This window comes from Nocardiopsis oceanisediminis, from assembly GCF_048595525.1.
Classification (GTDB): domain Bacteria; phylum Actinomycetota; class Actinomycetes; order Streptosporangiales; family Streptosporangiaceae; genus Nocardiopsis_A; species Nocardiopsis_A oceanisediminis.
This window is the reverse complement of sequence record NZ_JAFMZJ010000001.1, coordinates 1,570,151-1,594,850: the sequence shown is the minus strand read 5'-3', so window position 1 is coordinate 1,594,850 and position 24,700 is coordinate 1,570,151. Positions and strand designations below refer to the sequence as shown.

General features: G+C 75.8%; 23 protein-coding genes. 10 read left to right on the top strand and 13 right to left on the bottom strand.

All coding sequences use genetic code 11. The annotated features are described in order from the left end of the window. The first annotated feature begins 56 nt into the window (after positions 1-56). Positions 57-2,327, top strand: a complete 2,271-nt coding sequence (locus J0910_RS07210; protein ID WP_420157739.1) for an ATP-binding cassette domain-containing protein — start codon at positions 57-59, stop codon at positions 2,325-2,327. A 66-nt stretch (positions 2,328-2,393) separates the two neighbouring features. Here the strand turns inward: J0910_RS07210 and J0910_RS07205 are convergent, their stop codons facing one another. The 5 genes from J0910_RS07205 to J0910_RS07185 form a co-directional block, all read right to left on the bottom strand. Further along, positions 2,394-2,930 carry a GNAT family N-acetyltransferase gene (locus J0910_RS07205; RefSeq protein ID WP_420157738.1) on the bottom strand — a complete coding sequence of 179 codons (537 nt, stop codon included), beginning with the start codon at positions 2,928-2,930 and terminating at the stop codon, positions 2,394-2,396. 101 nt (positions 2,931-3,031) lie between these two features. Beyond that, complete coding sequence (locus J0910_RS07200) at positions 3,032-3,859, bottom strand: TIGR02452 family protein (protein ID WP_420157737.1); 828 nt, start codon at positions 3,857-3,859, stop codon at positions 3,032-3,034. A 166-nt stretch (positions 3,860-4,025) separates the two neighbouring features. Further along, entirely contained in the window at positions 4,026-5,621 is a 1,596-nt protein-coding gene (locus J0910_RS07195) for an MFS transporter (protein ID WP_420157736.1), read from the bottom strand. A 212-nt stretch (positions 5,622-5,833) separates the two neighbouring features. After that, positions 5,834-7,453, bottom strand: coding sequence for an MFS transporter (locus J0910_RS07190; protein WP_420157735.1), 1,620 nt, complete (start codon positions 7,451-7,453; stop codon positions 5,834-5,836). A 213-nt stretch (positions 7,454-7,666) separates the two neighbouring features. Then, positions 7,667-8,848: a hypothetical protein gene (locus J0910_RS07185; RefSeq protein ID WP_420157734.1), complete on the bottom strand. Its 1,182-nt coding sequence runs from the start codon at positions 8,846-8,848 to the stop codon at positions 7,667-7,669. Positions 8,849-9,073: 225 nt separating this feature from the next. Between J0910_RS07185 and J0910_RS07180 the strand changes: the two genes are divergently transcribed. Further along, complete coding sequence (locus J0910_RS07180; RefSeq protein ID WP_420157733.1) at positions 9,074-9,427, top strand: hypothetical protein; 354 nt, start codon at positions 9,074-9,076, stop codon at positions 9,425-9,427. Next, positions 9,424-9,687: a hypothetical protein gene (locus tag J0910_RS07175; protein ID WP_420157732.1), complete on the top strand. Its 264-nt coding sequence runs from the start codon at positions 9,424-9,426 to the stop codon at positions 9,685-9,687. Before J0910_RS07180 ends, J0910_RS07175 begins: the two co-directional genes overlap by 4 nt. A 188-nt stretch (positions 9,688-9,875) precedes the next feature. On the opposite strand, the gene J0910_RS07170 is transcribed toward J0910_RS07175, so the two are convergent. Both J0910_RS07170 and J0910_RS07165 read right to left on the bottom strand, forming a co-directional pair. After that, a complete protein-coding gene (locus J0910_RS07170) occupies positions 9,876-10,253 on the bottom strand; it encodes an ADP-ribosylation/crystallin J1 (RefSeq protein ID WP_420161914.1) in 378 nt (125 codons plus the stop codon). Between the two features lie 222 nt (positions 10,254-10,475). After that, positions 10,476-11,234, bottom strand: coding sequence for an RNA ligase family protein (locus J0910_RS07165; RefSeq protein ID WP_420157731.1), 759 nt, complete (start codon positions 11,232-11,234; stop codon positions 10,476-10,478). Between the two features lie 137 nt (positions 11,235-11,371). Between J0910_RS07165 and J0910_RS07160 the strand changes: the two genes are divergently transcribed. After that, the gene (locus J0910_RS07160; protein WP_420157730.1) at positions 11,372-12,082 is read left to right on the top strand and encodes a DUF5710 domain-containing protein; all 711 of its coding nucleotides are present in this window, start codon (positions 11,372-11,374) and stop codon (positions 12,080-12,082) included. A 9-nt stretch (positions 12,083-12,091) separates the two neighbouring features. On the opposite strand, the gene J0910_RS07155 is transcribed toward J0910_RS07160, so the two are convergent. Further along, on the bottom strand, positions 12,092-12,346 hold the full coding sequence (locus tag J0910_RS07155) for an RpnC/YadD family protein (protein ID WP_420157729.1): 255 nt from the start codon (positions 12,344-12,346) through the stop codon (positions 12,092-12,094). A gap of 32 nt (positions 12,347-12,378) precedes the next feature. Continuing rightward, positions 12,379-13,260: a hypothetical protein gene (locus tag J0910_RS07150; protein ID WP_420157728.1), complete on the bottom strand. Its 882-nt coding sequence runs from the start codon at positions 13,258-13,260 to the stop codon at positions 12,379-12,381. Between the two features lie 507 nt (positions 13,261-13,767). Between J0910_RS07150 and J0910_RS07145 the strand changes: the two genes are divergently transcribed. Both J0910_RS07145 and J0910_RS07140 read left to right on the top strand, forming a co-directional pair. Then, positions 13,768-14,292 carry a GNAT family N-acetyltransferase gene (locus tag J0910_RS07145; protein WP_420157727.1) on the top strand — a complete coding sequence of 175 codons (525 nt, stop codon included), beginning with the start codon at positions 13,768-13,770 and terminating at the stop codon, positions 14,290-14,292. A gap of 212 nt (positions 14,293-14,504) precedes the next feature. Next, the gene (locus J0910_RS07140; RefSeq protein WP_420157726.1) at positions 14,505-15,053 is read left to right on the top strand and encodes a hypothetical protein; all 549 of its coding nucleotides are present in this window, start codon (positions 14,505-14,507) and stop codon (positions 15,051-15,053) included. Between the two features lie 50 nt (positions 15,054-15,103). On the opposite strand, the gene J0910_RS07135 is transcribed toward J0910_RS07140, so the two are convergent. Together J0910_RS07135 and J0910_RS07130 are read right to left on the bottom strand one after the other, a co-directional pair. After that, positions 15,104-16,072, bottom strand: a complete 969-nt coding sequence (locus tag J0910_RS07135; RefSeq protein WP_420157725.1) for a DUF2207 domain-containing protein — start codon at positions 16,070-16,072, stop codon at positions 15,104-15,106. A gap of 342 nt (positions 16,073-16,414) precedes the next feature. Beyond that, positions 16,415-16,765, bottom strand: coding sequence for a hypothetical protein (locus J0910_RS07130; RefSeq protein ID WP_420157724.1), 351 nt, complete (start codon positions 16,763-16,765; stop codon positions 16,415-16,417). A gap of 311 nt (positions 16,766-17,076) precedes the next feature. Here J0910_RS07130 and J0910_RS07125 point away from each other — a divergent pair, with 311 nt between their 5' ends. From J0910_RS07125 to J0910_RS07110, 4 genes are all read left to right on the top strand, one after another. After that, positions 17,077-18,138 carry a P1 family peptidase gene (locus J0910_RS07125; protein ID WP_420157723.1) on the top strand — a complete coding sequence of 354 codons (1,062 nt, stop codon included), beginning with the start codon at positions 17,077-17,079 and terminating at the stop codon, positions 18,136-18,138. Positions 18,139-18,370: 232 nt separating this feature from the next. After that, positions 18,371-19,564, top strand: coding sequence for a sensor histidine kinase (locus tag J0910_RS07120; RefSeq protein WP_420157722.1), 1,194 nt, complete (start codon positions 18,371-18,373; stop codon positions 19,562-19,564). A 2-nt stretch (positions 19,565-19,566) separates the two neighbouring features. After that, the gene (locus J0910_RS07115) at positions 19,567-20,241 is read left to right on the top strand and encodes a response regulator (protein WP_420161913.1); all 675 of its coding nucleotides are present in this window, start codon (positions 19,567-19,569) and stop codon (positions 20,239-20,241) included. Positions 20,242-20,620: 379 nt separating this feature from the next. Continuing rightward, entirely contained in the window at positions 20,621-21,706 is a 1,086-nt protein-coding gene (locus J0910_RS07110; protein ID WP_420157721.1) for an alpha/beta hydrolase fold domain-containing protein, read from the top strand. A gap of 157 nt (positions 21,707-21,863) precedes the next feature. On the opposite strand, the gene J0910_RS07105 is transcribed toward J0910_RS07110, so the two are convergent. Then, positions 21,864-23,309: an L-lactate permease gene (locus J0910_RS07105; protein ID WP_420157720.1), complete on the bottom strand. Its 1,446-nt coding sequence runs from the start codon at positions 23,307-23,309 to the stop codon at positions 21,864-21,866. Positions 23,310-23,427: 118 nt separating this feature from the next. Beyond that, positions 23,428-24,474, bottom strand: coding sequence for an AraC family ligand binding domain-containing protein (locus J0910_RS07100; protein WP_420157719.1), 1,047 nt, complete (start codon positions 24,472-24,474; stop codon positions 23,428-23,430). Positions 24,475-24,700 lie beyond the last annotated feature (226 nt).

Sequence of the window (24,700 nt, the reverse complement as noted above, 5' to 3'; positions counted from 1 at the left end):
ATGATGCACCGGATTGTGGCCGGAAGGTGGCAACTACTCCGCCTAGCTTCGGGCGCATGCCCAATGACGCGATCCGCATCACCGGTGCCCGCCAGCACAACCTGAAGGGCTTCGACCTGACCGTGCCCCGGCGGGCGATCACCGCCTTCACCGGGGTCTCCGGGTCCGGGAAGACGTCCCTGGTCTTCGACACCATCGCGGCCGAGGCGCGGCGGCAGCTCAACGAGACCTTCACCGCGTTCGTGCGGAACCGGCTTCCCAGCGCCGGGCGGCCCGACGTCGACCTGATCGAGAACCTGTCCCCGGTGGTCGTCATCGACCAGCGCCGGCTCGGCGGGAACGCGCGCTCCACCGTCGGCACCATCACCGACATCTACACGCTGCTGCGGCTGCTGTTCTCCCGGGCGGGCACCCCGCCGATCGGCGAGTCGAACCGGTTCTCGTTCAACGACCCGGCGGGCATGTGCCCGCGGTGCAGCGGCATCGGCAGGGTCGTGCTCCCCGACACCTCCGCCTTCCTGGACCCGGACCGGTCGCTGGAGGAGGGCGCGATCCTGCTGCCCGGGTTCGGCAGCGGGCAGTACTGGTACCGGCAGTACGCCGACATCGGGCTGTTCGACCCGGCCGCACCGCTGCGCGAGTGGACCGAGGAGCAGCGCGAGGCCCTGCTGTACGGCGGGGAGGCCGCGGCCCGGCTCGGCTCCAGGGCCCCGAAGGACTACGAGGGGCTGGTGGAGCGGTTCACCCGCGTCTACATCCACGCCGAGGGCGAGGCCTCGGAGCACAAGCAGGCCGTCACCGAGCGGTTCACCACCTCCCGGACCTGTCCGGACTGCGGCGGCCACCGGCTGAACGGGGCCGCGCGCTCGGTGCGCCTGCACGGGCGCACGATCATGGACTGCACCGCGATGGAGGTGTCCGACCTGGCCCGGGAGGTGCGCCGGACCGACGCCCCGGGTGCCGAGCCGGTGGTGGAGTCGCTGGCCGAGCGGCTGGAGGCGCTGGCCGGCATCGGCCTGGGCTACCTCTCCCTGGACCGGCCCACCACCACCCTGTCCGGGGGCGAGTCGCAGCGGATCAAGACCGTGCGGCACCTCGGCAGCAGCCTCACCGAGATGCTGTACGTCTTCGACGAGCCGTCCATCGGGCTGCACCCGCACGACACCGAGCGGCTGACCGCGCTGCTGCGGCGGCTGCGCGACAAGGGCAACACCATCCTGGTGGTCGAGCACGACCCGGACGTGGTGGCGGTCGCCGACCACGTGGTCGACCTGGGCCCGGCGGCCGGCGCGGACGGCGGCGAGGTGGCCTACCAGGGCGACTACGCCGGGCTGCTCCGGTCGGACACGGTGACCGGGCGGGCGCTGCGCGGCCGGCTCGCGCCCCGCGCCGAACCGCGCACCCCCACCGGCGCGCTCACCGTGGCCGGCGCCGACCGGCACAACCTGCGCGACGTCCGGGTGGAGGTGCCCGCGGGGGTGCTGACCGCCGTCACCGGGGTGGCCGGGTCCGGGAAGAGCAGCCTGGTCGGGGTCGTGCTGGAGCAGCACCCGGGCGGGGTCGCGGTCGACCAGAGGGCGGTGGCGGGCAACCGGCGCTCCACCATCGCCACCTACACCGGGATCGCCGACCCGGTCCGGCGGCTGTTCGCCCGCGCCAACGGGGTGCAGGCCGCCCTGTTCAGCCCGAACTCGGCCGGCGCCTGCCCGGACTGCCGGGGGCTGGGCGCGGTCTACACCGACCTGGCGTTCATGGACGGGGTGACGTCGGTGTGCGGCGCCTGCCGCGGCCGGCGGTTCACCGGCGAGGTGCTCAAGCACACCTGGAACGGGTACTCCATCGCCGACGTGCTGGACATGACCGCGGCCGGGGCCCGGGACGCGTTCGACGACGACCGGATCCGCCCGATGCTGGACGCGCTGGTCGAGACCGGCATCGGCTACCTCGCCCTGGGGCAGCCGCTGAACACCCTGTCCGGGGGCGAGTGCCAGCGGATCAAGCTCGCCGCGGAGCTGCGCCGGCGCCCGGCCGGGGGCCTGTACGTGCTGGACGAGCCGACCACCGGCCTGCACCGGGCCGACACCGGCCGGCTGATGGACGTACTGGACCGGCTGGTCGACGCGGGCAACACCGTGGTGGTGATCGAGCACGACCTGGACGTGGTCCGCCGCGCCGACTGGGTGATCGACATGGGCCCGGGCGCGGGCCACCACGGCGGCCGGGTCGTGTTCACCGGCCCGCCCGCCCGGCTGGCCGAGGACCCGCACTCCGTCACCGGCGCCCACCTGCGCCGGTCGATGGCGGCCGACCCGGCCGGCCGCGGCTGACCGGCCCCCGATGATCTTGACGCTGCGGCCCTGTCAACGCGCGTTCACAGGGCCGCGACGTCAAGATCATCGCCCGGGGGCGCCGTCGAGGACCCAGTGCTCGCAGTGGAGGGTCCGGCCGGCGAAGTCGATGTCGGCCCGGCCCAGCCGGGTGAAGCCGAGCGAGCGGCAGACCCCGTTGGAGGCGGCGTTCCGCACGGCGGGGAAGGCGTGCACCGCGCCCCACCGCCCCTGCCCGCGGGCGAGCTCCAGGACCTGCGCGGCGGCCCGCTCGGCCAGGCCGCGGCCCTGGTACTCGGGCAGGACCGTCCAGCCGATCTCGGTGCGCCGCTCCTCCGCGTCCCACCACAGGCTCACGCTCCCCGCGACCTCGCCGGGGCGCCCGGGGTCCGGGATGATCATCTTGATCAGCGCCCGCCCCTCGGCGACGCTGCGCACGTCGGCCTCGACCTTCTCCGCCATGCCTGCGCGCGGCAGCGGCCCGCCCAGGTCGGCCATCATCACCGGGTCGCACCGGATCCGGAGGTAGACGCCCAGGTCGCCGGGGTCGACGTCGCGCAGCGCGGGCGCTTCCGCGCGTTCGGGTGAGGGGGTGTCCGCCATGCTCTGCTCCCGGTTCCGTCGGGCGGTCCCGCCGGGGATCCGCGCCCCTGTGTCCACCGGCCCCCTACGACAGCCGCAGGAGGGCGGGGAGCAGGGCCCGGCTACCCGGCGAAGGCGTCGGCGAAGGCGCGCCGGGTCGTACCGTCCGGGCGGTCGAGGACGGCGAAGACGACCTCCTCGAACACGCCGGCGAACGCCCCGGTGAGGTGCTCGCGGAAGGCCTCGGCGACCTCGGCCGGGCGGTTGCCGAACACGCCGCAGCCCCACGCGCCCAGCACCAGCCGGGTACGGCCGCGGTCCGCCGCGACGGCGAGGACCCCGCGGGAGCGGCCGACCAGTGCGGGCCGCACCTGCCCGCTCCGCTCCGGGGTGTTCCGCTCGATCATCCGGCGGTTGGGCGCTGCGGCGGTGAGGAACGCCGCGGTGCAGGGCTCGTCCAGCCACCCGCCGCCGTCGTCGCGGAAGACCGGGACGTCCGGCGAGTAGATGATCCTGTCGGTGTAGAGCAGGCTGCGCTCGGCCCGGTGGTGCTCGTAGAACTCCGGGCACCGGACCAGGCTGTCGTAGAGCGCGCTGGACCGGGCCAGGCTCTCCTCCTGGGCGCGCGCCCCGTTGGCGACTCCCCCGCCGGGGTTGCGCGCCGAGGCGAAGTTGAGCACCGCCACCGGGCCGTCCGCGGCCATCCGGCGCGCGGCCTCCAGGGTGGTCTCCCCGGTCACCTCGGTCCGCGCGGCGGGCGCGCCGGGCCGCCCGGCCGCCACCGCGGCCTCGGCCAGGGCGGGCAGCTCCTCGGGCAGGTAGAGCCGGGTCCCCTCGCGCATCGCGGCGAGGTGGGCGGTGAGGTCGGCCCTGCGGCCGTCCACCGTGTAGTACCCCCGCTCGACGGCGTCCCTGGTCTCAGCCCACAGCCGGCGCAATCGTGTAGACATGCCCGGAAAGCTAGCGGCTGCGCGGGCCCCGGGGCCATCGGTTTTCCGCGGGGCGGACCGGGCGGCGGCGCGGGGCCCGCCCCCCGTCCCGCCGCCCCGGCAGGGCCGGAGGCGGCGCCCCTCCGGTACCGCCGGGGCCGGGCCGCCTTCCCCGGCGGCCCTCCCCTCACCGGTCCAGGGCGGCCTCCCGGCCGGAGGGGACCCCTTCCGGACCCTCCTGCGCGGCGGCCGCGGCCGGGCGGCGGCGGAGCAGGACGCCGGTGGTGGCCGCGACCGCGGCGAGCAGGACCGCGAGCAGCACCGAGGCCAGCTGCATCCCCTGGACGAACGCCTCGCGGGCTGCATCCAGCAGCCGCTCCGCGCTCGCTCCGGAGAGCCCCTCGGCCGCGGCCACCGCGCCGCCCAGGGTGTCCCGGGCCGAGGCGGCGGCCTCCGCCGGGAGGCCGTCCGGCAGCGCGTCCCCGGCGAGCATCCGCCGGTAGACGGCGGTGCCGATGCTGCCGGTGATCGCCACCCCCAGGGCGACGCCCAGCTCGTTGCCGGTCTCGGCGGCCCCCGCGGCGGCGCCCGCCCGCTCCGGGGGCGCGGAGGTGAGGATCAGGTCGTAGGTGAGCACCATGGCCGGGTTGATCACCAGGTTGAGCAGGGTGAACCCGGCGACCGCCAGGGCCGGTCCGGAGGTTCCGGCGGCGGCGACGAGCAGCAGCGACCCGGCGGCCGCGGCGAACGCCCAGGTGACCACCGCGCCCGGTGGGACGCGCCGGGCCAGCATCGGCACCAGCAGGTTCCCGACCACGCCGAGGAGCATGCCGGGCACCGTCCACAGCCCGGCGGCCAGCGGGGACAGCCCGATGACCATCTGCAGGTACTGCATGGTGAAGAAGGTGGCGGCGCCCAGCGCGAACAGTCCGGCGGTCTGCGCGCCCAGCGAGGCGCTGAACTCGCGCGCGGCGAAGAGCCGCAGGTCGAGCAGGGGTTCGGCGAGGCGGCGCTGGCGCCGGACGAAGACCCAGCCGATCAGTGCGCCGGCGGCGAGCGCGAGCAGCGGGACCGCGCCCGGCCCGTCCTTGGCGGTCTCCTTGATCCCGTAGACCGCGGGCAGGATGGCCGCCATGGCCAGCGCGATGCTGGGCGCGTCGACGCGGCCCGCCGATGCGGACCGGTACTCGGGCACCAGGAACGGGCCGAAGGCGATCAGCGCCGCCATCACCGGAACCGCCGGCAGGAACACCGACCCCCACCAGAAGTACTCCAGCAGCACCCCGCCGACCAGCGGCCCGACCACGCCGCCGGCCATGAACCCGCCGGACCAGACCGCGATGGCCAGCCGCCGCTGCCCGGGGTCGGTGAACATCGTGGTGATCAGCGACATCGTGGACGGCAGCAGGGTCGCCCCGGTCACTCCGAGCAGGGCGCGGGCGGCGATGAGCATCTCCGGGCCGGTGGCCATCGCGGCGAGCACCGACGCCGCGCCGAACGCGGCCGCGCCGGCCAGCAGCAGCCTGCGCCGCCCGATCCGGTCGCCGACCGTGCCCATCGGGACCAGCAGCCCGGCGATGAGGAACCCGTAGACGTCGACGATCCACAGCATCTGCGTGCTCGTCGGGTCCAGGTCGGCGCTGAGGTGCGGCACCGCCAGGTGCAGCACGGAGAAGTCCATCGCGATCACCAGGGCGGGCAGCGCCAGCAGCACCAGGCCGCCCCACTCCCGCGCACCGGCCCGGCGGGCCCCTCCGGGCGCCGCCTCCTTCTCGGTCTCCATCTCCGGACTCCCGTCGCTCGGTCCTCACCGCCGGTTCCGATTCCCCGCGATGAGGCTAGAAGCTGCTCTCAGGTGGAAGTCAACGGCCGCCCGGTGAGGTGCTCCCCACCCCGGCGCCGCAGTGCTTCCGGGCCCCGGCCGGATCCGGCCGGGAGGTTCCCGGCCGGCCCATCGGCGGCGCGCGCCTCCCCGGGAAGGCGGGTGCGGCCCGGTCAGCCGGACCGGGTGCCCGCGGCCGCGGCGCCCTCCGCGGCGCCCTCCTCCGGGCCGGCCTTCTCCGCGCCCTTCCTCCGCGCGGAGGCGTCGGCGCGGCCGCCGCGCAGGAACCAGCCCACCACCGCCGCGGCCAGCACCAGGAGGACCGCTCCGAAGGCGTAGCCGCCCTGCACACCGGTGGTGAACGCGGCGTTCGCGGAGTCCAGCAGCGCCCGGCCCGCCTCACCGGGCAGGCCCTCCGCGACCGCGCCCGCGCCGCCGATGCTCTCCCCGGCCGCCCGCACCGCCGCCTCCGGTGCGTCCTCCGGGGCGGTGTCCCGCAGGGCGCCCTGGTAGAGCACCAGCGAGATGGAGCCGAGGGCGGCCACGCTCAGCGCCTGGCCGAGGCCGCCGCCGACGTCGTTCACCGCGGCCGCCGTCCCGGAGCGCTCCTCCGGCGCGGAGCCGACGACCAGCTCGGTGAAGACGGGGAACAGCGGCCCCACCGCCAGCGCGATGACGGTGACCAGCGCGATGAGCACGGCCGGGTCGGCCCGGCCGACCAGGACCGCCATGCCGGCCGCGGCGGCGCCGGCGAGCAGCAGGCCGCCCGCCATCGTGCGGACCGGCCCGAACATCCGGGTGAGCAGCGGTGCGGCCATCCCGCTGGCCAGCGCGGCCGCCGCCGGGGCGACCATCAGCAGGCCGACCCGGCCCGGCGGCAGCCCGAGCACCGTCTGCAGGAACTGGGTGAGCAGCAGATCGGCGCCGCCGTAGGCGAGCAGCATCAGCAGCATGCCGCCGAGCGAGACGGAGAACGCCGGGATCGCGAAGAGCCGCAGGTCGAGCAGGGGGTCGGCGAGGCGCAGCTGCCGCCGGACGAACAGCGCGCCCAGCACCAGCCCGGCCGCGACCACCGCGGCGTGCGGCCACACCGCCTCCCCGCCGCCGCCGGCCCGGGCGTCGGCGATCTCCTGGAAGCCGTAGACCACGGAGAGGATCGCGCCGAGCGAGAGCAGCACGCTGGGCATGTCGACCCTGCCCGCCCCGGCCCCGCGCCCGGCCGGCAGCAGCGGGGCGCTGAGCAGCAGCACCGCCACGACGGGCGCGTTGATCAGGAAGACCGCGCCCCACCAGAAGTGCTCCAGGAGCAGCCCGCCCAGCGGCGGCCCGACCGCCATCCCCACCGAGAAGGCGCTCATCACCACCGCGACCGCCAGGGAGAACTGGGCCGGGGCGCGGAACATCGGGCGCAGCAGGGACAGCACCGCCGGCATCACGGTGGCCGAGGCGATCCCCAGCACCGCGCGCATCCCGATCAGCGCCTCCGGCGCCGGCGCGTAGGCCGCGGCGAGCGAGGCGAGCCCGTAGACCGCCGCCCCGGCGACCAGCACCCGGCGGGCGCCCAGCCGGTCCACCAGCCGCCCCATGGTCAGCGCGAACCCGACGGCGAGGAAGTCGCAGACGTGGGTGATCCAGAGCAGCTGCGTGCTCCCGGGGCCCAGGTCGGCCGCGATGCTCGGCAGCGCGAGGAAGAGCACGCTCATGTCGGCGGCGGTCATCAGCAGCGGCAGGGTCAGCACCGCCAGTCCGACCCACTCCCGCCAGGTCGCCCGTTCCGGGCCGTCGGTCGCCATGTCTCCGTCCCTCTCTCGGTTGCGCCGGGCCGTCGTGCCCGATCGCGACAGGGCGACCTTAGAAGTTCGAGTTAACTCGAGCTCAACCCCCCGCCTCTCCCCTTTCTCCCCTTCTCCTTCCTCCTCCCCCGCCGGCGCCGCCCCGGACACGGCGGAGGGGCGGGGAGGCGCCGATCCGCCGCCGCCCCGCCCCTCCGCCGGCGGCCCCGCCCGCTACTCCTCCGACATCAGCCGGTTGAGCAGGGCGCGGAAGTCCTCGTCGCCGAAGATCGAGACGCTCTTGGCCTCGTGGTCCACCTCCACCCGGACCTGGCGCAGGTCGGGGCGGTGGTCCTGGGCGGGGGCGCGGCCCGGGTCGGCCTGCTCCGCGGCGCTGGGGCGCCACCAGAAGACCTGCGGGCTGATCGGCTTGTCCCCCTCGGCGAAGCTCGCGGCCAGGTCCTGCATCGCCTCCATCGCGGCGATCGGGTGCCCGGCGCCGAACGGGTTCACCAGCACCACCTGGGGCACGGGGAAGGCGACCAGCGCCCCGTTCTCCAGCGGCGCGTACCGGCCCAGGTAGCGGCCGAGGACGTGCGCGTGCGCCGCCATGTAGAAGTGCTCGCCGCCGATGTGCAGCAGCTTGACGCCGTGCATCTCGTGCTCGCTGACCTCGAACGGCTCGGCCAGGGAGTTCTCCACCGCGGCCTGGAACAGCCGGTCGAAGGGCTGGGCGTTCGGCCCCTCCGCCGCGCTGCGGGACAGCGGCTGCACCGAGTCGGGGTGGTCGACCGCGACGGTCTCCCAGACCCCGTCGGCCAGCGACCGGGTCACCACGGAGCCGCGCAGCTCCTCGGTGAGCATGCCCTCCGGGTAGAGCCGGAGCCGGAGCGCCTCGGTGTCCCCGCCGACGTGGTCGCTCTGCGCCTCCCCCTGGGCGAAGCCGCGCACCGTCCCGGCCACGAACTCCGCGGCCTGCCCGCGGACCTCCTGCTCGTACGCGCCCTCGGCGGCGGCCCGGTACCGGTCGACCTTGAACACCCCCTTCCGGCCGTCGCCGTACTCCACCGCCAGCACCTCCGGCTCCTCGAACAGGGCCCGGTGCCCGGCCTGCCGGAACGCCTCGAGGAGCGCGTGCCCGGCCGCGTCGTCGGCCGGCGGCGGGTAGTGCGTGCCGATCCGGATCCCGCTCCGCCGGAACGACCGCATCATCCCGCGCACCACCCCGGCGGCGAAGTCCGGATGCTCCGCCTCCGGCACCTCAGCCTCGACGTGCCGGAACGCCGCACTCAGATCCATCTCGCTGGACCGCCCGTCCGGCAGCACCACCCGCACCCCCGCCGGCGGCACGTACTCCGCCTCGATCCGCGCATCCGCGAACGCCGCGACCATGACCTGCCCGAAACCGTTCTGCATCCCACTGCCCATCGCTCATCCGACCGTCGCACCTGCGACGCCCCGGAGCCCCGCAGAGTTCCCGCCCTTACGCCAGGAGGCCCCGGAGGTACGGAATCCAGCGGCGGCCGCCTACCGGATATCGGTGTGCACCGGCCTCCCAGGACCTAAGCTGGCTACCGGGGACACCGGACACGAGCGCCGTGGCCGCCCTGCATTCCCGACCGGCAGTCCAGGAGCACGGTGATGACCGAGCAGCACCTCCCACCCGACGCGCCGCTGATCTCCATGCCCGCACTCACTCCGGCCGCCCTGCGCAGCGCCGTCGCGCAGATCGCCCCCGCCCGGCTTCCGGAGTTCGGCGAGCACCTCGACCGGGCCGCCGAGCAGGCCGCGGAGCAGAGCACCATCACCCCCTTGCGCGCCTTCCTGCAGTACTGGGGCGAGTTCATCGCGGTGCAGCGCTTCCCCCGGCGGGCCGCCCGCCTCCAGGAGCTCGAAGCCGCCGCCGACGCAGCGACCGACCCGGACACCCTCACCCGCCTGGCCTCCGAGATCCGGCGGATCCTGGCGGAGGCCCGCCGCGAGGTCGCGGCGTGAGCGACGAGTGGACCTGGCACTACAACCCTGACGCCGAGCACGTCGCCGCCGGGCTCCCCGCCGAAGTCGTCACCGAGGTGGAGCGCTTGGCCGAGCAGCTCACCGTCCTCGCCCACGACGCCGCCGCGGCCGGCCGCGGCCCGGCCCACGGCGGCGGCCTTCGCACCCTGGACCTCTTCGGCGGACGCGGATTCTTCATGTACCTGGCACCGGAGCGGATGCAGGTCATCTCGATCGTCCGCGTGGTCTGGCTCGGCTGACCCCCGGTCGAGGGGCCGACCGCCCGCTCGGGCATGAACCCGCCTTTCGCCCCTCGCCCTCCTCGTCCCCCGCGCCCCTCGACCCTTCCTTCCCGATCACCGAGGCGGCAGGATTCCGCCTCCGTACGGCGGCCGGATCCGGCCGCGGCGGAGCGCCTTCGCCGCAGGGCCGGCGCCGGGCGGGCCGGTCACTCTTCCTCCCCGGTGCCGCCGGGGCCGTGGAACTCGTGCACGACCCGGATCTCGCCAGCGATGTGCGCGTTGAACTCGTCCAGCTCCTCGGCGGGGACCCACAGTTCGAGGATGGTCCGGCCGCCGGCCCGGCGGACCGGGTAGCGGGCCAGGAAGGCGGTGTCCACCTCGAACCGGGTCACATAGCCCGCCCCGTCGTGGCGGACGTTCCAGTCGCGCGCGATCCGCACCGCGTAGTCCTCGTTGAGGACCGGGTAGAAGATCGGCTGCTCCGGCAGGCGCGGCGGCCAGGCCCTCCACTCCAGTCCGCGGACCAGCTCCAGCTCGGCGGGGCCGGTGGGGCGCCACAGGGTCGTCGTGTCCGCGCCGGTCATGCCGGTCATGGGGTGCCGCCTCCCAACCGGGCCCGAAGCCCGCTCTCCGTCCGGGGCCCGGACGATAGCGGCACCGCGGGCCGGGCGGCCACCGCTTTTCCGGCGCGGCAGGGCGGAGCGGCGGACCCGCGGCTCCGCCCTCCCGAGCCCCCGCCTCCCGGGAAAGAGGGCGGCCGCAGGCCCGGAAGGCCCTCGGCCCTCCCCCGGCAACGGAGGGCCGGGTCAGCCGCGCCGCTTCAGGGTGCGGCGGTAGTCCTGGAACCGGGCCTTGGCGATCGCGGAGCGGTCCGGGGTGCGCAGCACCACGCCCTCGGGGCGGCCGCCGGCGCCGCCGTCCAGGGCCGCACGGGTGCCGGGCAGGCGCTCGGCGAGGAACTCCTGCATCTCGGCGACGCCGGCGGGCAGCTCCGCCGCGTCGACGGCGCCCAGGAGCGGGACCCGTTCCCAGCCCTCCTTCTCCGCGGCCGCGGCCAGCTCGTCCTCGGGCAGGAACGCCTGGCCGCCCTCCTCCCGCCAGGCCGAGATCCTGGGGCGCGGCAGGGACAGCACGTCCGCGCCGACGTCGGCGATGTCGAACAGGCGGTGGCCGACCGCCCGGCTTCCGGTGTACTCCTTGCTCGCACCGGTGACCTTGCCGCCGTAGACCTCCAGGTAGTGGACGCGCAGACCGGTCTCGGGCGGGGTGAGCCGGCCGGCCGGGCCGCGCAGCGCGTCGACGATGCCCAGCGCCGGGTTGCCGATCAGGTCGCCGCGCGCGTAGAGCAGCTCCTCCCGGCTGCCGAGGATGTAGTCGCCGCCGGGGAAGAGGATGATCCTCGCGTTGGTCCCGTCCACCTTCTCGCTCAGCACCACCTCGCCGGAGAAGGCGGCGGTCTGCTCCAGCAGGCCGCCGTTCTTCGGGTCGAGCACGTGGTAGGTGGGGATGCTCGGGTACTTGGTGGCCGAGTTGAGCGCGTCGAGGTCGACCGTCCGGGGGTCCACGGGCCTTCATCCTTCCGGCGGGGGTCGGGGTCCCAGGGTGCCCGAAGCGCCGGGCCGGGCGCACCCGTTTTTCACCGCGCCCGGCGGACCGTAGGGTCGGGGCGCGGTCGGTGGCCGCGCCGAGCGGAGAGGAAACCATGGCGGCCGAGCGGATCTGGTTGGACGTGCCGTTCGCGGAGAAGGACGAGGCGAAGGCGCTCGGCGCGCGCTGGGACGCGCGGGAGCGGCGGTGGTACGCGCCGCGGCCGGGCATGGCGGGGCTGGACCGGTGGGCCGCCGCACCGGACGTGCCCGACCCGCTCCCCGGCGAGGACCGGTCGCTGGGCTCCGGTCTCTACGTCGACCTGGTCCCGAGCACCTGCTGGTTCACCAACGTCCGGTCGTGCGTGCCGCAGCGGGACTGGGAGCGGCTGCGCCGGATGGTCGTCGGCCGCGCCGGCCGCCGGTGCGAGGTCTGCGGCGCCGCCGCGGTTCCTGCCGAGCGGACCTGGATGGAGGTGCACGAGCGGTGGACCTACGACGGCGCCGCCCGGGTGCAGGCGCTCGGGCGGCTGATCTGCCTGTGCACCCCGTGCCACACCGTCACCCACTTCGGCCTGGCCGGGATCCGCGGCCGCGCCGCCGAGGCCCTGGACCACCTGCGCGAGGTCACCGGGATGACCGACGCCCAGGCCCGGGAGCACATCGACGACGCGTTCACGCTGTGGGAGGCCCGCTCGGCTCTGGCCTGGACGCTGGACCTGTCCATGCTGACCTCCGCCGGGATCGAGATCGCCCCGCCCCCTGAGGCCCTGTCCCGCGCCGAGGCCGCCCGCATCGAACTGGAGCACCGCCCCGGGCAGGCCTGAGCGGCCGCGTCAGTCGAAGAGCTCGTCGGCGGAGGAGGCCACGGCCGCACGCCGCGCCCAGGTGCGCAGCGTCTCGACATCGGTACAGGAGGACACCCGCGCACGCACCTCAACCCCGACCGGGATCCCGCGCGCGTCCAGCACGTCGAGGACCATCGCCGCAATGACCTCGGCGCGGCCTTCAGCACGGCCTTCAATACGGCCCTCGGCCCGCCCCTTCTCCACGTAGCTCTCGGTGAACGGGGTACTGAACTCCTCGACCATGAGAGCCCCGATCGCCTTCCGCCGCTCCTCCGTCATGCGAAGAGCTCGTCGGCGGAGGAGACCACGGCCGCACGCCGCGCCCAGGTGCGCAGCGTCTCGACATCGGTACAGGAGGACACCCGCGCACGCACCTCAACCCCGACCGGGATCCCCCGCGTGTCCAGCACGTCGAGAATCACCGCCGCAATGCCCTCAGCGCGGCCCTTCTCCACGTAGCGCTCGGTGAACGGGGTGGTGAAGTCATAGATCGCAGATGCCACGATCGCCTCCAGCCGATGTCGCGGCGCCCCGCTGAGGAGCGCCATCACGAATTGAGTATAGATTTCAGCGCGGGAGGGGTCGATCTTGTCGAGGCCCTCCATCATCACGTCGACCAGGTCGACGTCGTCGTCGGCGTGCACCAGGGCGGACAGCACGCCCAGTTCGGGCGACTCGGCGAAGGCGTCCGGGTCGGCGACCACCGGGACCTCGGCGGGGCCGAGGACCAGGGGTTCCAGGGTGAACCCGGGATGCCCGGTGGGGATGGCCCTCCGGGCCCAGGCCGCCGCGGACGGCCTCGGGCACAGCACCACCAGCAGGACCGGGGCATCGATCCGGTGCCGGAGGTTGGCGATATAGCAGGGCCGGCTCAACCGCTTGCCCGGGTCCTCACCGCGCTGCACCTCGGCGATGATCCCGGCCACCGCATCGGTCGGTTTCCCGTGGACCATCCGCTTCTTCGCCGGGTCCCGCAGCAGCACCACCGAGTCGGCGGTCAGCTCGGGCGGGTCGATGCGCCCCACCCGGTTGCTCTCCAGGGTGGCCTGGGAGAAAGGGGGGAGCCGGACCCCGAAGCCGAGCTCTGCGAGCTCCGCGACCAGGCCCGGGTCGTTCTGGAGCAGCTCGGTCATGAACTCGTGCTCGATCTTGGGCATGACCGGCAAACTACCGACGGCGATAAGTCCAGCACAGTGTGTTTCCGATAAGTCCGCATTCCCACTCCCCGAGGCCTCCGCACCTTGAACGAGCGGCCCCTGCTCCGCGCGGCCCTGCTCTCACCGGGCAGCCCCGGGGGCCGTGCTAGCGTCTTCCCTGCTGCGGTGTCCGCACCGCATCCGAAGCAGACCCGACCCGGAGGTGAGTTGATGGCCTCCCAGGAGGCCGCCGCGGCGCGCGGTGCCCGGACCGTCCTCACGGACCGGATTCCGGTCTGACCCGAGCCCTCTGCTCGCGTCCTTCCCGGACCGCTGAGGTCCTGCTCCGTTCACCGTTCCCGCCCCCGGGGCCGGCGCGCTCGCGCCCGCCCGTCCGGGGGCACGGGGATCACCGCACCGCCGCCCGGCGGCCGCCCGTTTCCGCGCCCGGCGCTCTCCGCCCGCAGGACCGGCGGCGGCCGCGCACCCTGAACCACGGAACGGAAGAGAACGGAAGACGACAACGCCATGGACGACAACGCCACGACCGAGTGGACCACCCGCCCCGAGGCCGACGGGGACGCCGGCGCCGTCCGCGCCGTCAACGCGGCCGCCTTCCCCACCGAGGGGGAGGCCGACCTGGTCGACGCGCTGCGCGCCGACCCCGAGGCGTGGATCGACGGCCTGTCCTTCGTCGCCGAGGCGCCGGACGGAACCGTCGTCGGGCACGCCCTGATCACCCGCTGCCGGGTGGACGGCGCTCCGGCGCTGGCCCTGGCGCCGTGCGCGGTGCTCCCCGAGTACCAGGGGAGGGGAGCGGGCTCGGCGGCCGTCCGCGCCGCCCTGGAGGCGGCCCGCGCGATGGGCGAGAACCTGGTGCTGGTGCTCGGGCACGCCGACTACTACCCGCGGTTCGGGTTCACCCCGGCCTCCGGGTTCGGCGTCCGGCCGCCGTTCGAGGTCCCGGACGAGGCGATGATGGCCCTCGCCCTGGCCCCGGACCGCCCGGTGCCGACCGGCACCATCGCCTACCCGCCGGCCTTCGGCGTCTGATCCGGCCGCCCTCGGCGGGGGCAGGGCCTCAGCGCCCTCCTCCCGCCGGGGCGGTCCGCTTCTTCGCGGCGGCCGAGCGGGCCGCCGCGCCGCCGGTTCCGGCCACGGCCCGGCCGGAACCGGTCGAAGGGCGCTTTTCCGGAACAGAACACCCCGCCGGACCGGCACCATGGGAGGCCTCGTCCCCCATGCATGGAAGCGAAGGTGCCGGAGTGCGTCCCACCATCACCGCGTCGGTCCTCCTCTCCGCCGGCCTGCTGGCCGCCGGGTGCGGCGGCGAACCGCCCCGGCCGGAGCCCGCGGAGGACACCGGGAGCGCCTCCGCCTCCCCCTCGGCCGAGGAGTCTCCCTCCCCCACCCCGACCGGAGGGGCCGCCGCGGCGGAGGAAGAGGAGCAGAAGGGCGTGCTCGGCTTCTGGTGGAGCGTGCGGAGCTCCTCCGACAGCGCCGCGGTGGTCTCCATCCAGTTCAGCGAGGAGGGCAAGGTCAGCATGCTGGGCGACCCCGGGCTGGAGAGCGTGGAGGAGGGCCAGGCCCCGCTCTGCGCCGGCGAGTTCGACGGCGACCCGGCTGCCGTCCCGGTCGACTTCACCGTGAGCTGCTCGAACCTGGCGGACATGGCGGCGGGCAGCACCGACCACTCCGGGAGCGCCGACCTCACCGCCTACCGCGGCAAGCCCCGGGTCGAGGTGACCTGGGACAGCGGCAACGTGGACGTCTTCGAGCAGGTGAAGGACGGCGAGAAGACCCCGGGCGCCTGACCCCGGCGGCGGCCCCGCCCTCCGGGGCCGGGGCCGCGGGGCCGCCGCGCTCAGTCGCCGCCCCCTCCCCCGCCTCCGTCGCCCGCGCCGCCGTCGCCTCCGTCACCGCCGCCCCCTCCATGGGAGCCGCCGTAGGGCCCGCCGCCGCCCGCCACCGTGCGCCCGGCGCCGAAGACGATGCCGAGCACGGTGAGGACGGCGACGCCCCAGGCGAAGGCGAGCAGCACCGCCATCGTGGAGTCGGTGCCGCCGCCCTCCTCGCGGGGGCCGGGGATCTCCGCGTCGAGGTCGCCCGGGGCGAGGGAGAGGTCGACGCTCACCGCCTGGCCGGGGGCGATGCTGCGCTGGGTGAAGACCGCGCCGTCCCCGCCCTGCTCGGCCGAGTCGCAGGGGCTCCTGGAGCCCTGCGGGCCGGCGTAGCAGGCCGCCTCCTCGGGCGCTCCGGGGAGGGAGACGTCGACGGTGGCACGGCGGACCGGGAGCGACCAGTCGGTCCCGACCGCGTCGAAGAAGAGCCGGGGGCGCCCCCGGGAGTCCTGCACCAGCAGGTCCTCGTAGACGTACTCGATGGTGAAGGAGCGGGTCCCGGTGAGCGGGTCGCCGGGGTCGCCGATGCGGACCTCGGTCCGGCCGCCCTCCTCGGCGGTCTCGACCGGCCGCACGCCGCCGTCGTCGGAGACGTCGACGCCGCGCAGCCCCAGGTCCCGCTCCGGGGCGCCGTCGATGCTCGCGGTGTGCGGCAGGCGGCGGACAACCGGGGAGCCGTCGCCGCCGAACTCGTAGGTGATCCGCTCGGTCACCCGGACGTCGCCGTCCCGTTCGACCAGCACGTCGGAGCGGAGCGAGGCGACCGCGCGCCCGGCGGCCGGACCGGGCTCCTTCGCCGCCCCGACCGGCGCGAACGCGGCGACGGCGAGCGCGGCGGCCGCGATCAGGACGGCGGCGACCGCAGCGGCGGCGATCACCTGTCCGACACGGAATCGGGCGGCCCTGCGGCCGCCCCGTTCTTCGGGGGGCATGTCCACTCGGATGCTCCTGCCCGCCCGGCGGTTGCGCCCGACCGGTACCGGCCACGGGGATCACCGGCCCTGCGGCCGCCTCCGCGAGAGCGTGTTCACAGCGCGGTCACCTGAACGACGACGATCTCCCGGGTCGGCCGCCCAACCAAGAAGAGGAAGAATCCGGGTCCGTCCCTCAGGTGGAGCGTGCGCAACCCGCCCGGGCGCCCCTCGGGCTCGCCCACATGCTCGGCGTCCGGTCCGACTCGGCCGGTTCCGCGGCGACCCGCTCCACCTCGGCCAGGGCACCGGGCGGAAGGCCGCCGGCGAGATCCCCGGGTTCGAAGGCGCACCCCCGGTCCGTCACCCGTTGATCTCCCGCTCCACTTCGGCCAAGAGCAGCGAGATCTCCCTGATCGCCGCGCGGTTCTTCACCGGGTCGGCCTCCTCTGCCACGGTCCGCTCCAATCGGCGCAGGCGCTCACGCCGCTTCGGGAAGCGGTGCAGGGCCGCGAACTGCGACCACTTGGCGTAGAAAGCCAGCATCGGCCGCATGCTCGATGTTTTCACGGAGTCGGCCTTGGCCGCGGTCAGATCGCTGAGGAACTCCCCCAGCCGCGCGGGTTCCAGCGCCGCGACGGCGGACCGCAGGGAGTCCGGGGTGGCCACCGGCTGCTCGATGAGCGGTTCTTCTGCGGCGTGTGCGGAATTCAATGCCGGAGGTCCTCCCTCGGGTACACCAGGTCCCCGATTCCCCCGGGAAAGGTTCCTGCTTTCCCGAACAGGCGGACTCCTAGGCGGCCCATCCCCGCGTGCGCGGGGCTCACCACCCTTGGCCTGGTCGGATACGGCGCCAAGCCGTTCCTTCTCCCTGGCCGAGGGAAGTGCCGTACTCATTCTTGCGCACACTCCGGTGCGCAAGGAGGCGTGAGCGCCCCCGTGCCGTTTCTCAAGGACGGCCCCGGCCCGGATCCGGCGGTGTGCCACCCTTCCCCCAAGGAGAACCGAGGCGGAGAGGAGCGGGCATGGGTGAGCAGGCGGCAGGGCGGGCGGTCCGGGTGGAGGTCGGGGAGGGGGCCCGGACCGGGGCGCGCAATGACGTGACCGATGTGGCGGGGATCCGCGTCGGCCACGCGCAGCGGGTCGGGGACGGGTACCGCACCGGGGTGACCGTGGTACTGCCGCCCGGGGAGGGCGCGGTCGCCGGGGTGGACGTGCGCGGGGCGGCCCCCGGCACCCGGGAGACCGACCTGCTCGACCCGCGGAACATGGTGGAGCGGGTGCACGCGATCGTGCTCAGCGGCGGGTCGGCGTACGGGCTGGACGCGGCGGGCGGCGTCATGCACCGGCTGGCCGACGCCGGGGTGGGGCTGCAGGTCGGCGCGGAGGGCGAGGTGGTGCCGATCGTGCCCGCGGCGGTCCTGTACGACCTGGGCCGGGGCGGCCGGTTCCGGGCCGTGCCCGACGCCGAGCTGGGGGCGCTGGCCTGCGCCGACGCCGAAGGCGGGAGAGCGGTGGCGCGCGGTTCGGTGGGCGCGGCCACCGGGGCGCTGGTGGGCGGCCTGGCCGGCGGGGTGGGCTCGGCGAGCCTGCTGCTGGCCGACGGCACCGCGATCGGGGCGGTGGCCGCGGTCAACGCGGCGGGCAGCGCGGTGGACCCGCGGACCGGCGCGCTGTACGGGGCGCACGACGGTCTGGGCGGCGAGTTCCCGCTCTCCCTCCCGGACGCGGCGGAGCTGGAGGCGTGGGGCGGCCCGGCGGCCCCGGGCGGCTTCAACACCACCATCGGGGTGGTCGCCACCGACCTGCGGCTGACCAAGGCGCAGGCGGCGAAGCTGGCCGGCGTCGCCCAGGACGGCCTGGCCCGCGCGGTGCGCCCGGCGCACACCATGGTCGACGGCGACACGGTGTTCGCCCTGTCCACCGGTGAGCGCGAGGGCGACCTGGCCGCGTTCCAGCGGGTCCTCTCCGCCACCGCGGCGGTGTTCGCCCGCGCGGTCGCCGACGGCGTCCTGCACGCCTCCGGCCGCCCGGGGGCGCCGTCCTACCGGGACGTCCTCCCCTCCGCGCTCTCCCGGGAGGGGTAGCCCCGGGGGCCCCGCCACCGGTTCCCGCGTCGGCCGCCTTGAGTCGGCACGGGCCCGAACGGTGCGCCGGACCGGCCCTCTCTGGGCGGTGGCGGGAGGCCGCCGCGCCCCCTCCCACCCCGGGACGCCACCGCGCCGACCTGCTCCGACGCCCCGCTCAGCTGCGAAGTTAGACTCGGCTGACCGCAGCGGGGCCGGAATCGGCCCCGCCGACCTTTGCGAGGAGTGGCCTGTGCATGCGACCGCGGTGGCCGACCTGCTGGGGCGGCACCCCCGCCTGGTCGACCTGGGGGTGGTGCTCGCGGTCTTCGCCGGGTCGGTCTTCGTCGAGCCGCCGCCGCTGCCCGCCCCTCACGGCTGGTCCTTCGCCCGGCCGCTCGCTCCGGCCGAGGTGCCCCTGCTGGCGATCGGCGCCGCGGCGCTGCTGATGCGCCGCAGCCGCCCGTACGCGGTATGGCTGGTCGTAGCCGCTCTCGCCGTCGCCGATTCGGTCCTGCCGGGGGGAGGGACCTGGCGCCTGGCACTCGCCCTCCTGGCCGCGCTGTACGCGTCGGCGGCCTTCGGCGGCCGCCGGTGGGCCTGGGCCGCCGCGGCCGCGTCGTCGACGGTCGTACTGCCCGTGGCCATCGGAGGAGGCGGGTTCGAGGCGCCGGGCGCGGTGGCCTACCTGACCGTCTCCTGGTGCGCTCTGGCCGTCCTCCTGGGTGATGCGGTGCGCGGCCACCGCGCGATGACCGCCGCGGCCGTGGAGCGCGCCGAGCAAGCGGAGGCCGCCCGGGACGAGAAGGCGCGCCGGCTCGTCGCGGAGGAGCGGCTGCGCATCTCCCGCGAACTGCACGACTCCGTCGCCCACAAGATCGCGGTGATCAACGTCCAGGCCGGCGTGGCCGAGCACTTGGGGGAGACCGACCCGGCGGCGGCCAGGGGCGCGCTGGCGCAGGTGCGCACGGCCGGCGGTGAGGCGCTGCAGGAGATGAGCGACATGGTCGGGCTGTTGCGCGCCGATGCGCACTCCCCGGCCGCGCCCCCCGCACCCGGGGTCGCCGACATCCATCGGCTGGTGGCGGGCGTGCGCGCCGGCGGCACCCGCGTCGTCTGGCGGGAGCAGGGCTCCGAGATGTGCGTCCCCCGCCGCGCCGAGGTGCACGTCTACCGGATCGTGCAGGAGGCCCTGACCAACGCGGCCCGCCACGGGACGGGGACCGTCTCGCTGACGACCGGGCAGAGCGGCGGCGGTCTGACCATCGAGGTGAGCAACGACGTGCGCCGGGAGCCGCCGGGAAGGAGAGCCGGCGGAGGGCACGGCCTGGTCGGTATGCGGGAGCGGGCGGCGCTCATCGGCGGCACCGTGTCGGCCGGGCCAGCGGCCGGCGGGCGGTTCGCGGTCCGGGTCGCCGTCCCGACGGAGAAAGGCCACCGGACGTGACGATCCGCGTGCTCATCGCCGATGACCAGCCCCTGATCCGCGCGGGGTTCGCCGCCGTCATCGGCCCCGAGGCCGACATCGAGGTCGCGGGCGAGGCCACGACGGGGCACGAGGCCGTGGACGCGGCACGCCGCCTCGAACCCGACGTCGTGCTGATGGACATCCGGATGCCCGGGCTGGACGGCATCCGCGCGGCCGGGGAGATCACCGGGGATCCTGCTCTGAGCGGGGTGCGCGTGGTCATCCTGACGACCTTCGACGCGGAGGAGAACATGCTGGCCGGCCTGCGCGCCGGGGCGGTCGGCTTCCTCGGCAAGGACGTGGGGCCGCGCGGCCTGCTGGACGCGGTCCGCATCGTGGCCGCGGGCGGGGCGCTGCTGTCCCCGCGGGCCACCCGCAGCCTGATCGCGCGCTACCTGGCCACCCCCATGGCGGGCTCGCCGCTCGCCTCGGACGGGAGGCTCTCCGCGCTCACCGACCGGGAGCGGGAGATCGTCGCGCTCCTCGGCCAGGGGATGAGCACCGAGCAGATCGCCGAAACGCTCTTCATCTCCCCTTTCACCGCGAAGACGCACGCCAACAGGGCGATGGGCAAGCTGGGCGCGCGCGACCGGGCCCACCTGGTCGTGATCGCCTATCAGACCGGGCTGGTCCGCGCCGGCGACTCCGCACCGTAGCGGAGGCCGCCCTGAGGCGGCCGCCGCGGCGTGCTGCGATCGCAGTAGGCGCCGATTACCGCGCGCGGACGACGCGGATTCGGGACCCGCTGTCCGATGCTGGCGGCAGCGGCGGAACCTCCCGGGCCGTCGGGCACGGGGGGCGGCGGACGCCTCCGCCTCCTCCCCTCTCCGCGCGGTCGGGCGAACCCGCCGCGGAGGCCCCGCCGACCCGGCCGCACGCCGCGCGGCAGGGCGGCCGCGGTGCTCGGCGCAGGACCTCGACCCGGTCCGCGCCGGCCCCGGGAGGCGGGTTCCGCCGGCGTTCTCCGGAGGCATGCCCGCATCCGCCGAAACGGCTTTCTCCGACCCTCGAAACGATTGGGTGATCGTGAACCTCATGCCTTCCGTCCGCACACCGCGGCATCGCGGTCCCGCCGCACGCCGCGCCGCGGTGGCCGGCGCGGCCGCCTGCGCCGTCCTCCTCGCCACGGCGTGCGGCGGCGGCTCCGCGGGCGATACCGGGGAGGCCGCCGCCCCGACCCCCGGGGCGCTGCCCGGGCTCACCTGCGACGACCAGGGGAAGCCCGACATGCCCGCAGGCGCTCCCCCGCAACCGTCCGCAGCCGCGGCCCCGCCCCCTCCGCCGGCGCACGAGGATGTCGCCTACGCCGAGACCTCTCCCGCCCAGAAGCTCGACCTCTACCTGCCCCCGGACGCCTCCGGCGAGACGCCCCTGGTCATCGCCGTCCACGGGGGCGGCTTCATCGCGGGTGACAAGGAGCGGTCCGCTGCGATGCTGGCCGGCCCGCTGCTCGGCGAGGGCTACGCCGTGGCCACCGTCAACTACCGGCTGAGCTGCGAGGCCGAGTTCCCGGCCGGCGCCCAGGACGTCAAGGCGGCGGTCCGGTGGCTGCGGGCCAACGCCGACGCCTACAGCCTCGACCCCGACAGGTTCATCGCCTGGGGCGAGTCCGCGGGCGGCTACATGGCCGCGATGCTCGCGATCACCGGGGACCAGGAGACCGTGTTCGACGACGGCGGCCTCGGCAACGCCGGGGTGTCCGGTGCCGTGCAGGGCGCCGTCGCCTGGTTCGGGATGTACGACTTCGCCGCGGCGGACCGGCAGTTCGCCGCCGATCCCCCGGACGCGTGCGAGGGCGGGCCGCTCGAACACGATCTGGCGGATTCGCCCGAGGGCATCTGGCTCGGTGGCCGGCCGAGCGAGCTTCCGGACAAGGTGAAGCAGGCCGACCCCATCACCTACATCCCCGCCGCGGACGAGGTCCCACCGGTCAGCATCGCCGCGGGCGACTCCGACTGCGTCGTCCCCCACCAGCAGTCGGAGGAGCTCCACAAGGCGCTCACCGCCGCCGGGCACCAGGCCGACCTCACCATCGTCGAGGGCGGCGGGCACGGTCCGGGAGTCATCGAGGACCAGATGCCGGTCGCCCTCGACTTCGCCGCCGAGGTCTTCGAGCGGTGACCCCGGCCCGGACGGAGCGGCGGGGCGCGGCTCCCGGGGACGGGGCCCGGGAGCAGGCCTGATGTCCGGGACCCGCGCGGCAGGAGCGGGGCGGAGGCCCGTGCCGCCTTCGCCCCCCGGGGGGCCCTCGCCCCGGGCGCCCGGGGGCCCCGCCGGGTCACGCCGCCCAGAGGAGGGCGGCGGCCGGGACCGCCAGGGCCGCGTAGACCGCGGCCGCCGCCTTCAGGCCGAAGCGGAGCAGGCCGTGCTCCGTGACCCCCGCGGTCTTCGCCCGGTCGCCGGCCACCGCCAGGACCAGCATGATCATCGGCAGCGAGGTGAAGACCGCGTGGCCCGCCGCGCTGTTCTGCAGGGCCGCGGACCAGGGGCCGAGCCCGGCGCCGGCCGGCGCGATGCTCTGCTGGAGCGGCATCATCAGCGCGTTCCCGCCGACGTTCGAACCGGTGACGAAGCCGCTGAGCATCCCGAGCGCGGGCGCGGCCAGCGCGATGACCGGCGGCGGTGCCGCGGCGACCGCGGCGCCCAGCTCCCCGATCATGCCGCTGTCCGCCATCAGCCGGCCGAGCGCGACGAACCCGGCCAGGGCCAGCAGCGGCCGGGCGGCCCGGGCCGACGCGGCGCGGGCGTCCGGGGCGTGCACCCGGCCCCGGTCCAGCACCAGGGCGGCGGCCAGCAGGGGCAGGCCCGGTGAGGAGAGCAGATCGAAGCTCGCGCCGCCGGCGTGCAGTTCCAGGGACGGGACGCCGGCGGCCGCGGCCGCGCGGGCGACGGCGATGCCGCCGAGGACCAGCCCGTAGGCGCGCAGCACCCCGCCCGGCGGCAGCAGCCGGCCGGCGTGCCCTGCGCCCGCGCGGGAGCGCAGGACGGCGCAGGCCGCGAGCCCCAGGGCCGTGGTGAGCAGACCGGCCAGGACGCCCGCGGGCTGGACCGCGCCGGCCAGGTTGAGCGCCAGCAGCGCGAGCGCGAGCACGCCGCCCGCGCCCGCGGCCGCCGCGGCGGTCCGGAACCGGCGCCGGGGGCGGGCCAGCAGCGCCGCCCACGCCGTCACCAGTGGAAAGACCAGCCCGCTGGTGACCGCGGTGGCGGTGCCGAGGGCGGCCGTCTGGGCGCCGGTGAGCGCGGCGGCGATGACGGTGGCCAGGCCGAGGGTGCCCCACGGCATGATGTTCATGCCGAGCATGGCCTGCCGCAGCGCGGTCGCGGGCGGCGCCAGGGCGAGCAGCACCGGGACGGTCACCAGCAGCGAGACCCCGAACCCGGTGAGCGCCTCCACCATGGGGGCGATGCCCGCCACCACCAGGGCGACCTTCGCCGGGCCGGGCAGCGGCAGCCCGCGCACCCACTCCTGCAGCGACCGGTGCACCTCCCGGCGGGTGAGCACCTGGGCGAGGTAGACGCCGGGCAGCATCACCGCGGCGGCGTTGAGCACCAGCAGGCCGGCCCCTCCGGCGGCCGCGGCCCGCGCGTCCGCCGGCAGTGCGAAGTCCGGGCGCCACCAGATCAGCACCGCCGCCAGCGCGGCGCCCGCGGCCGCCGCCCAGTGCGCGGGGCGGCGCAGCCCCGCGATCACCCCCAGCACCATGACGAGCGGGGAAACCGCCATCGCCCAGACCATCGCTCCGGCCGCCTTCCGTCTTCCTCTGCTTCTGCGCGGAACAGCCTGGCGGCGCGGGCGGGCGGGGGTCTTGAACGAAAGTCGGAGGGCGGGCGCGGAGGCGGCCTCAGGCGCGGATGGCCCCCGGCGTGACGCCGAAGTAGCGCTTGCAGACGCGGGTCAGGTGCGCCTGGTCGGCGAAGCCCGCGGCGGCCGCCACCTCTGCGGGGCGCCGCCCCTCCAGGAGCAGGCGGCGGGCGCGGTTGGCGCGCAGCCGCAGCAGGTAGGCGTGCGGCGGCAGGCCGTAGGCCCGGCGGAAGGCGGCGATGAGCGAGGCCCGCGGCATGTCCGCGGCGGCGCTGAGCTCCGCGACGGTGACCGGCTCGGTCCACCGGTCGTGCAGCACCCGCCGGGCCAGGTCGGGGCCGCCGCGCGCACCGCCCGGGCCGGCGGCGGCCGCCCGTCCGGTGCGGGCGTGCCGGCGCAGCACCGCCTCGAGGGCGCCGAGCAGCAGGGACTCGGCGGTGAGGGGGTCGGCGGCGCCCTCCTGCTCCCGGTGGACGGAGCGCAGCCGGGCGAACAGGCCGGGGTCCTGCACGGCCGTCTCGGTGAACCAGACGTCCCGGGCGCCGAGGTGCTCGCGGGCCAGCTCGCCGACCATCGCGGTGTCGAAGTAGAACATCCGGTACCGCCAGCCGGCCTCCTCCGCGGCGAAGCCGGTGTGCACCTGGCCGGGGTTGATGATCACCAGCTGACCGGCCGGCACCACGACCTTCCCGCCGGCCATGTGCAGCCCCTCCGCGCCCTGCTCGATGACGCCGACGGAGAGCTGCTCGTGGCTGTGCCGGTCGAAGGCGAACCGCTGGAAGCGGGCGGACAGGAGCTCCACCTGCGGACTGCCGTCCGCGACCCACAGCCGCGCGTGCTCGCCTGTCGCTCCCATCGGCGCATGATCCCACGGCCGGCCCGGCCCGGACGCCGCCGGGGCCGCCTCCGGGGAGCGCCGCGGCCTCTCGAACGGCGCCACCGGCACGCCGGTGCGGTCCAGCGGCTCCGCGAAGACCTCGTCCGGCGGCGCGCGCACCCGCACCTCGGCACCGAGCGCCCGCAGCCGCGCCGCCGGCGCCGCCACCGGTTCGACGTCCCCGCGCGCCCCGTACACCGCCGGAGGCACACGCGTTTCCTCGCCCCTCTTCTTCCCGGAAACCGGATTCGAGCAGCGGCTCTGCGCCCCGGACCGGGCCTTGCCGCAAGCCCCGGGGCGCTGTGCGTTGCGGCGGGCAAGGGGAAGAGCGCCCCCCGGACGGCCCGCAGAGCATCGCCGACAGCGGGGAGGTGCACGCGCAGAACCTCGCGGTGTTCCGGGGGAGAGAACCCGGAGAAGATCGAGAGCGACCCGG

Excerpts from the sequence above, each read along its gene's own strand:
- J0910_RS07190 (WP_420157735.1), bottom strand. The coding sequence starts at position 7,453 with ATGGCGACCGACGGCCCGGAACGGGCGACCTGGCGGGAGTGGGTCGGA.
- J0910_RS07180 (WP_420157733.1), top strand. The coding sequence starts at position 9,074 with ATGACCGAGCAGCACCTCCCACCCGACGCGCCGCTGATCTCCATGCCC.
- J0910_RS07125 (WP_420157723.1), top strand. The coding sequence starts at position 17,077 with ATGGGTGAGCAGGCGGCAGGGCGGGCGGTCCGGGTGGAGGTCGGGGAG.
- J0910_RS07185 (WP_420157734.1), bottom strand. The coding sequence starts at position 8,848 with ATGCAGAACGGTTTCGGGCAGGTCATGGTCGCGGCGTTCGCGGATGCG.
- J0910_RS07210 (WP_420157739.1), top strand. The coding sequence starts at position 57 with ATGCCCAATGACGCGATCCGCATCACCGGTGCCCGCCAGCACAACCTG.
- J0910_RS07195 (WP_420157736.1), bottom strand. The coding sequence starts at position 5,621 with ATGGAGACCGAGAAGGAGGCGGCGCCCGGAGGGGCCCGCCGGGCCGGT.
- J0910_RS07105 (WP_420157720.1), bottom strand. The coding sequence starts at position 23,309 with ATGGCGGTTTCCCCGCTCGTCATGGTGCTGGGGGTGATCGCGGGGCTG.
- J0910_RS07110 (WP_420157721.1), top strand. The coding sequence starts at position 20,621 with ATGCCTTCCGTCCGCACACCGCGGCATCGCGGTCCCGCCGCACGCCGC.
- J0910_RS07170 (WP_420161914.1), bottom strand. The coding sequence starts at position 10,253 with ATGACCGGCGCGGACACGACGACCCTGTGGCGCCCCACCGGCCCCGCC.
- J0910_RS07200 (WP_420157737.1), bottom strand. The coding sequence starts at position 3,859 with ATGTCTACACGATTGCGCCGGCTGTGGGCTGAGACCAGGGACGCCGTC.
- J0910_RS07150 (WP_420157728.1), bottom strand. The coding sequence starts at position 13,260 with ATGCCCAAGATCGAGCACGAGTTCATGACCGAGCTGCTCCAGAACGAC.
- J0910_RS07155 (WP_420157729.1), bottom strand. The coding sequence starts at position 12,346 with ATGGTCGAGGAGTTCAGTACCCCGTTCACCGAGAGCTACGTGGAGAAG.
- J0910_RS07145 (WP_420157727.1), top strand. The coding sequence starts at position 13,768 with ATGGACGACAACGCCACGACCGAGTGGACCACCCGCCCCGAGGCCGAC.
- J0910_RS07205 (WP_420157738.1), bottom strand. The coding sequence starts at position 2,930 with ATGGCGGACACCCCCTCACCCGAACGCGCGGAAGCGCCCGCGCTGCGC.
- J0910_RS07135 (WP_420157725.1), bottom strand. The coding sequence starts at position 16,072 with ATGCCCCCCGAAGAACGGGGCGGCCGCAGGGCCGCCCGATTCCGTGTC.
- J0910_RS07160 (WP_420157730.1), top strand. The coding sequence starts at position 11,372 with ATGGCGGCCGAGCGGATCTGGTTGGACGTGCCGTTCGCGGAGAAGGAC.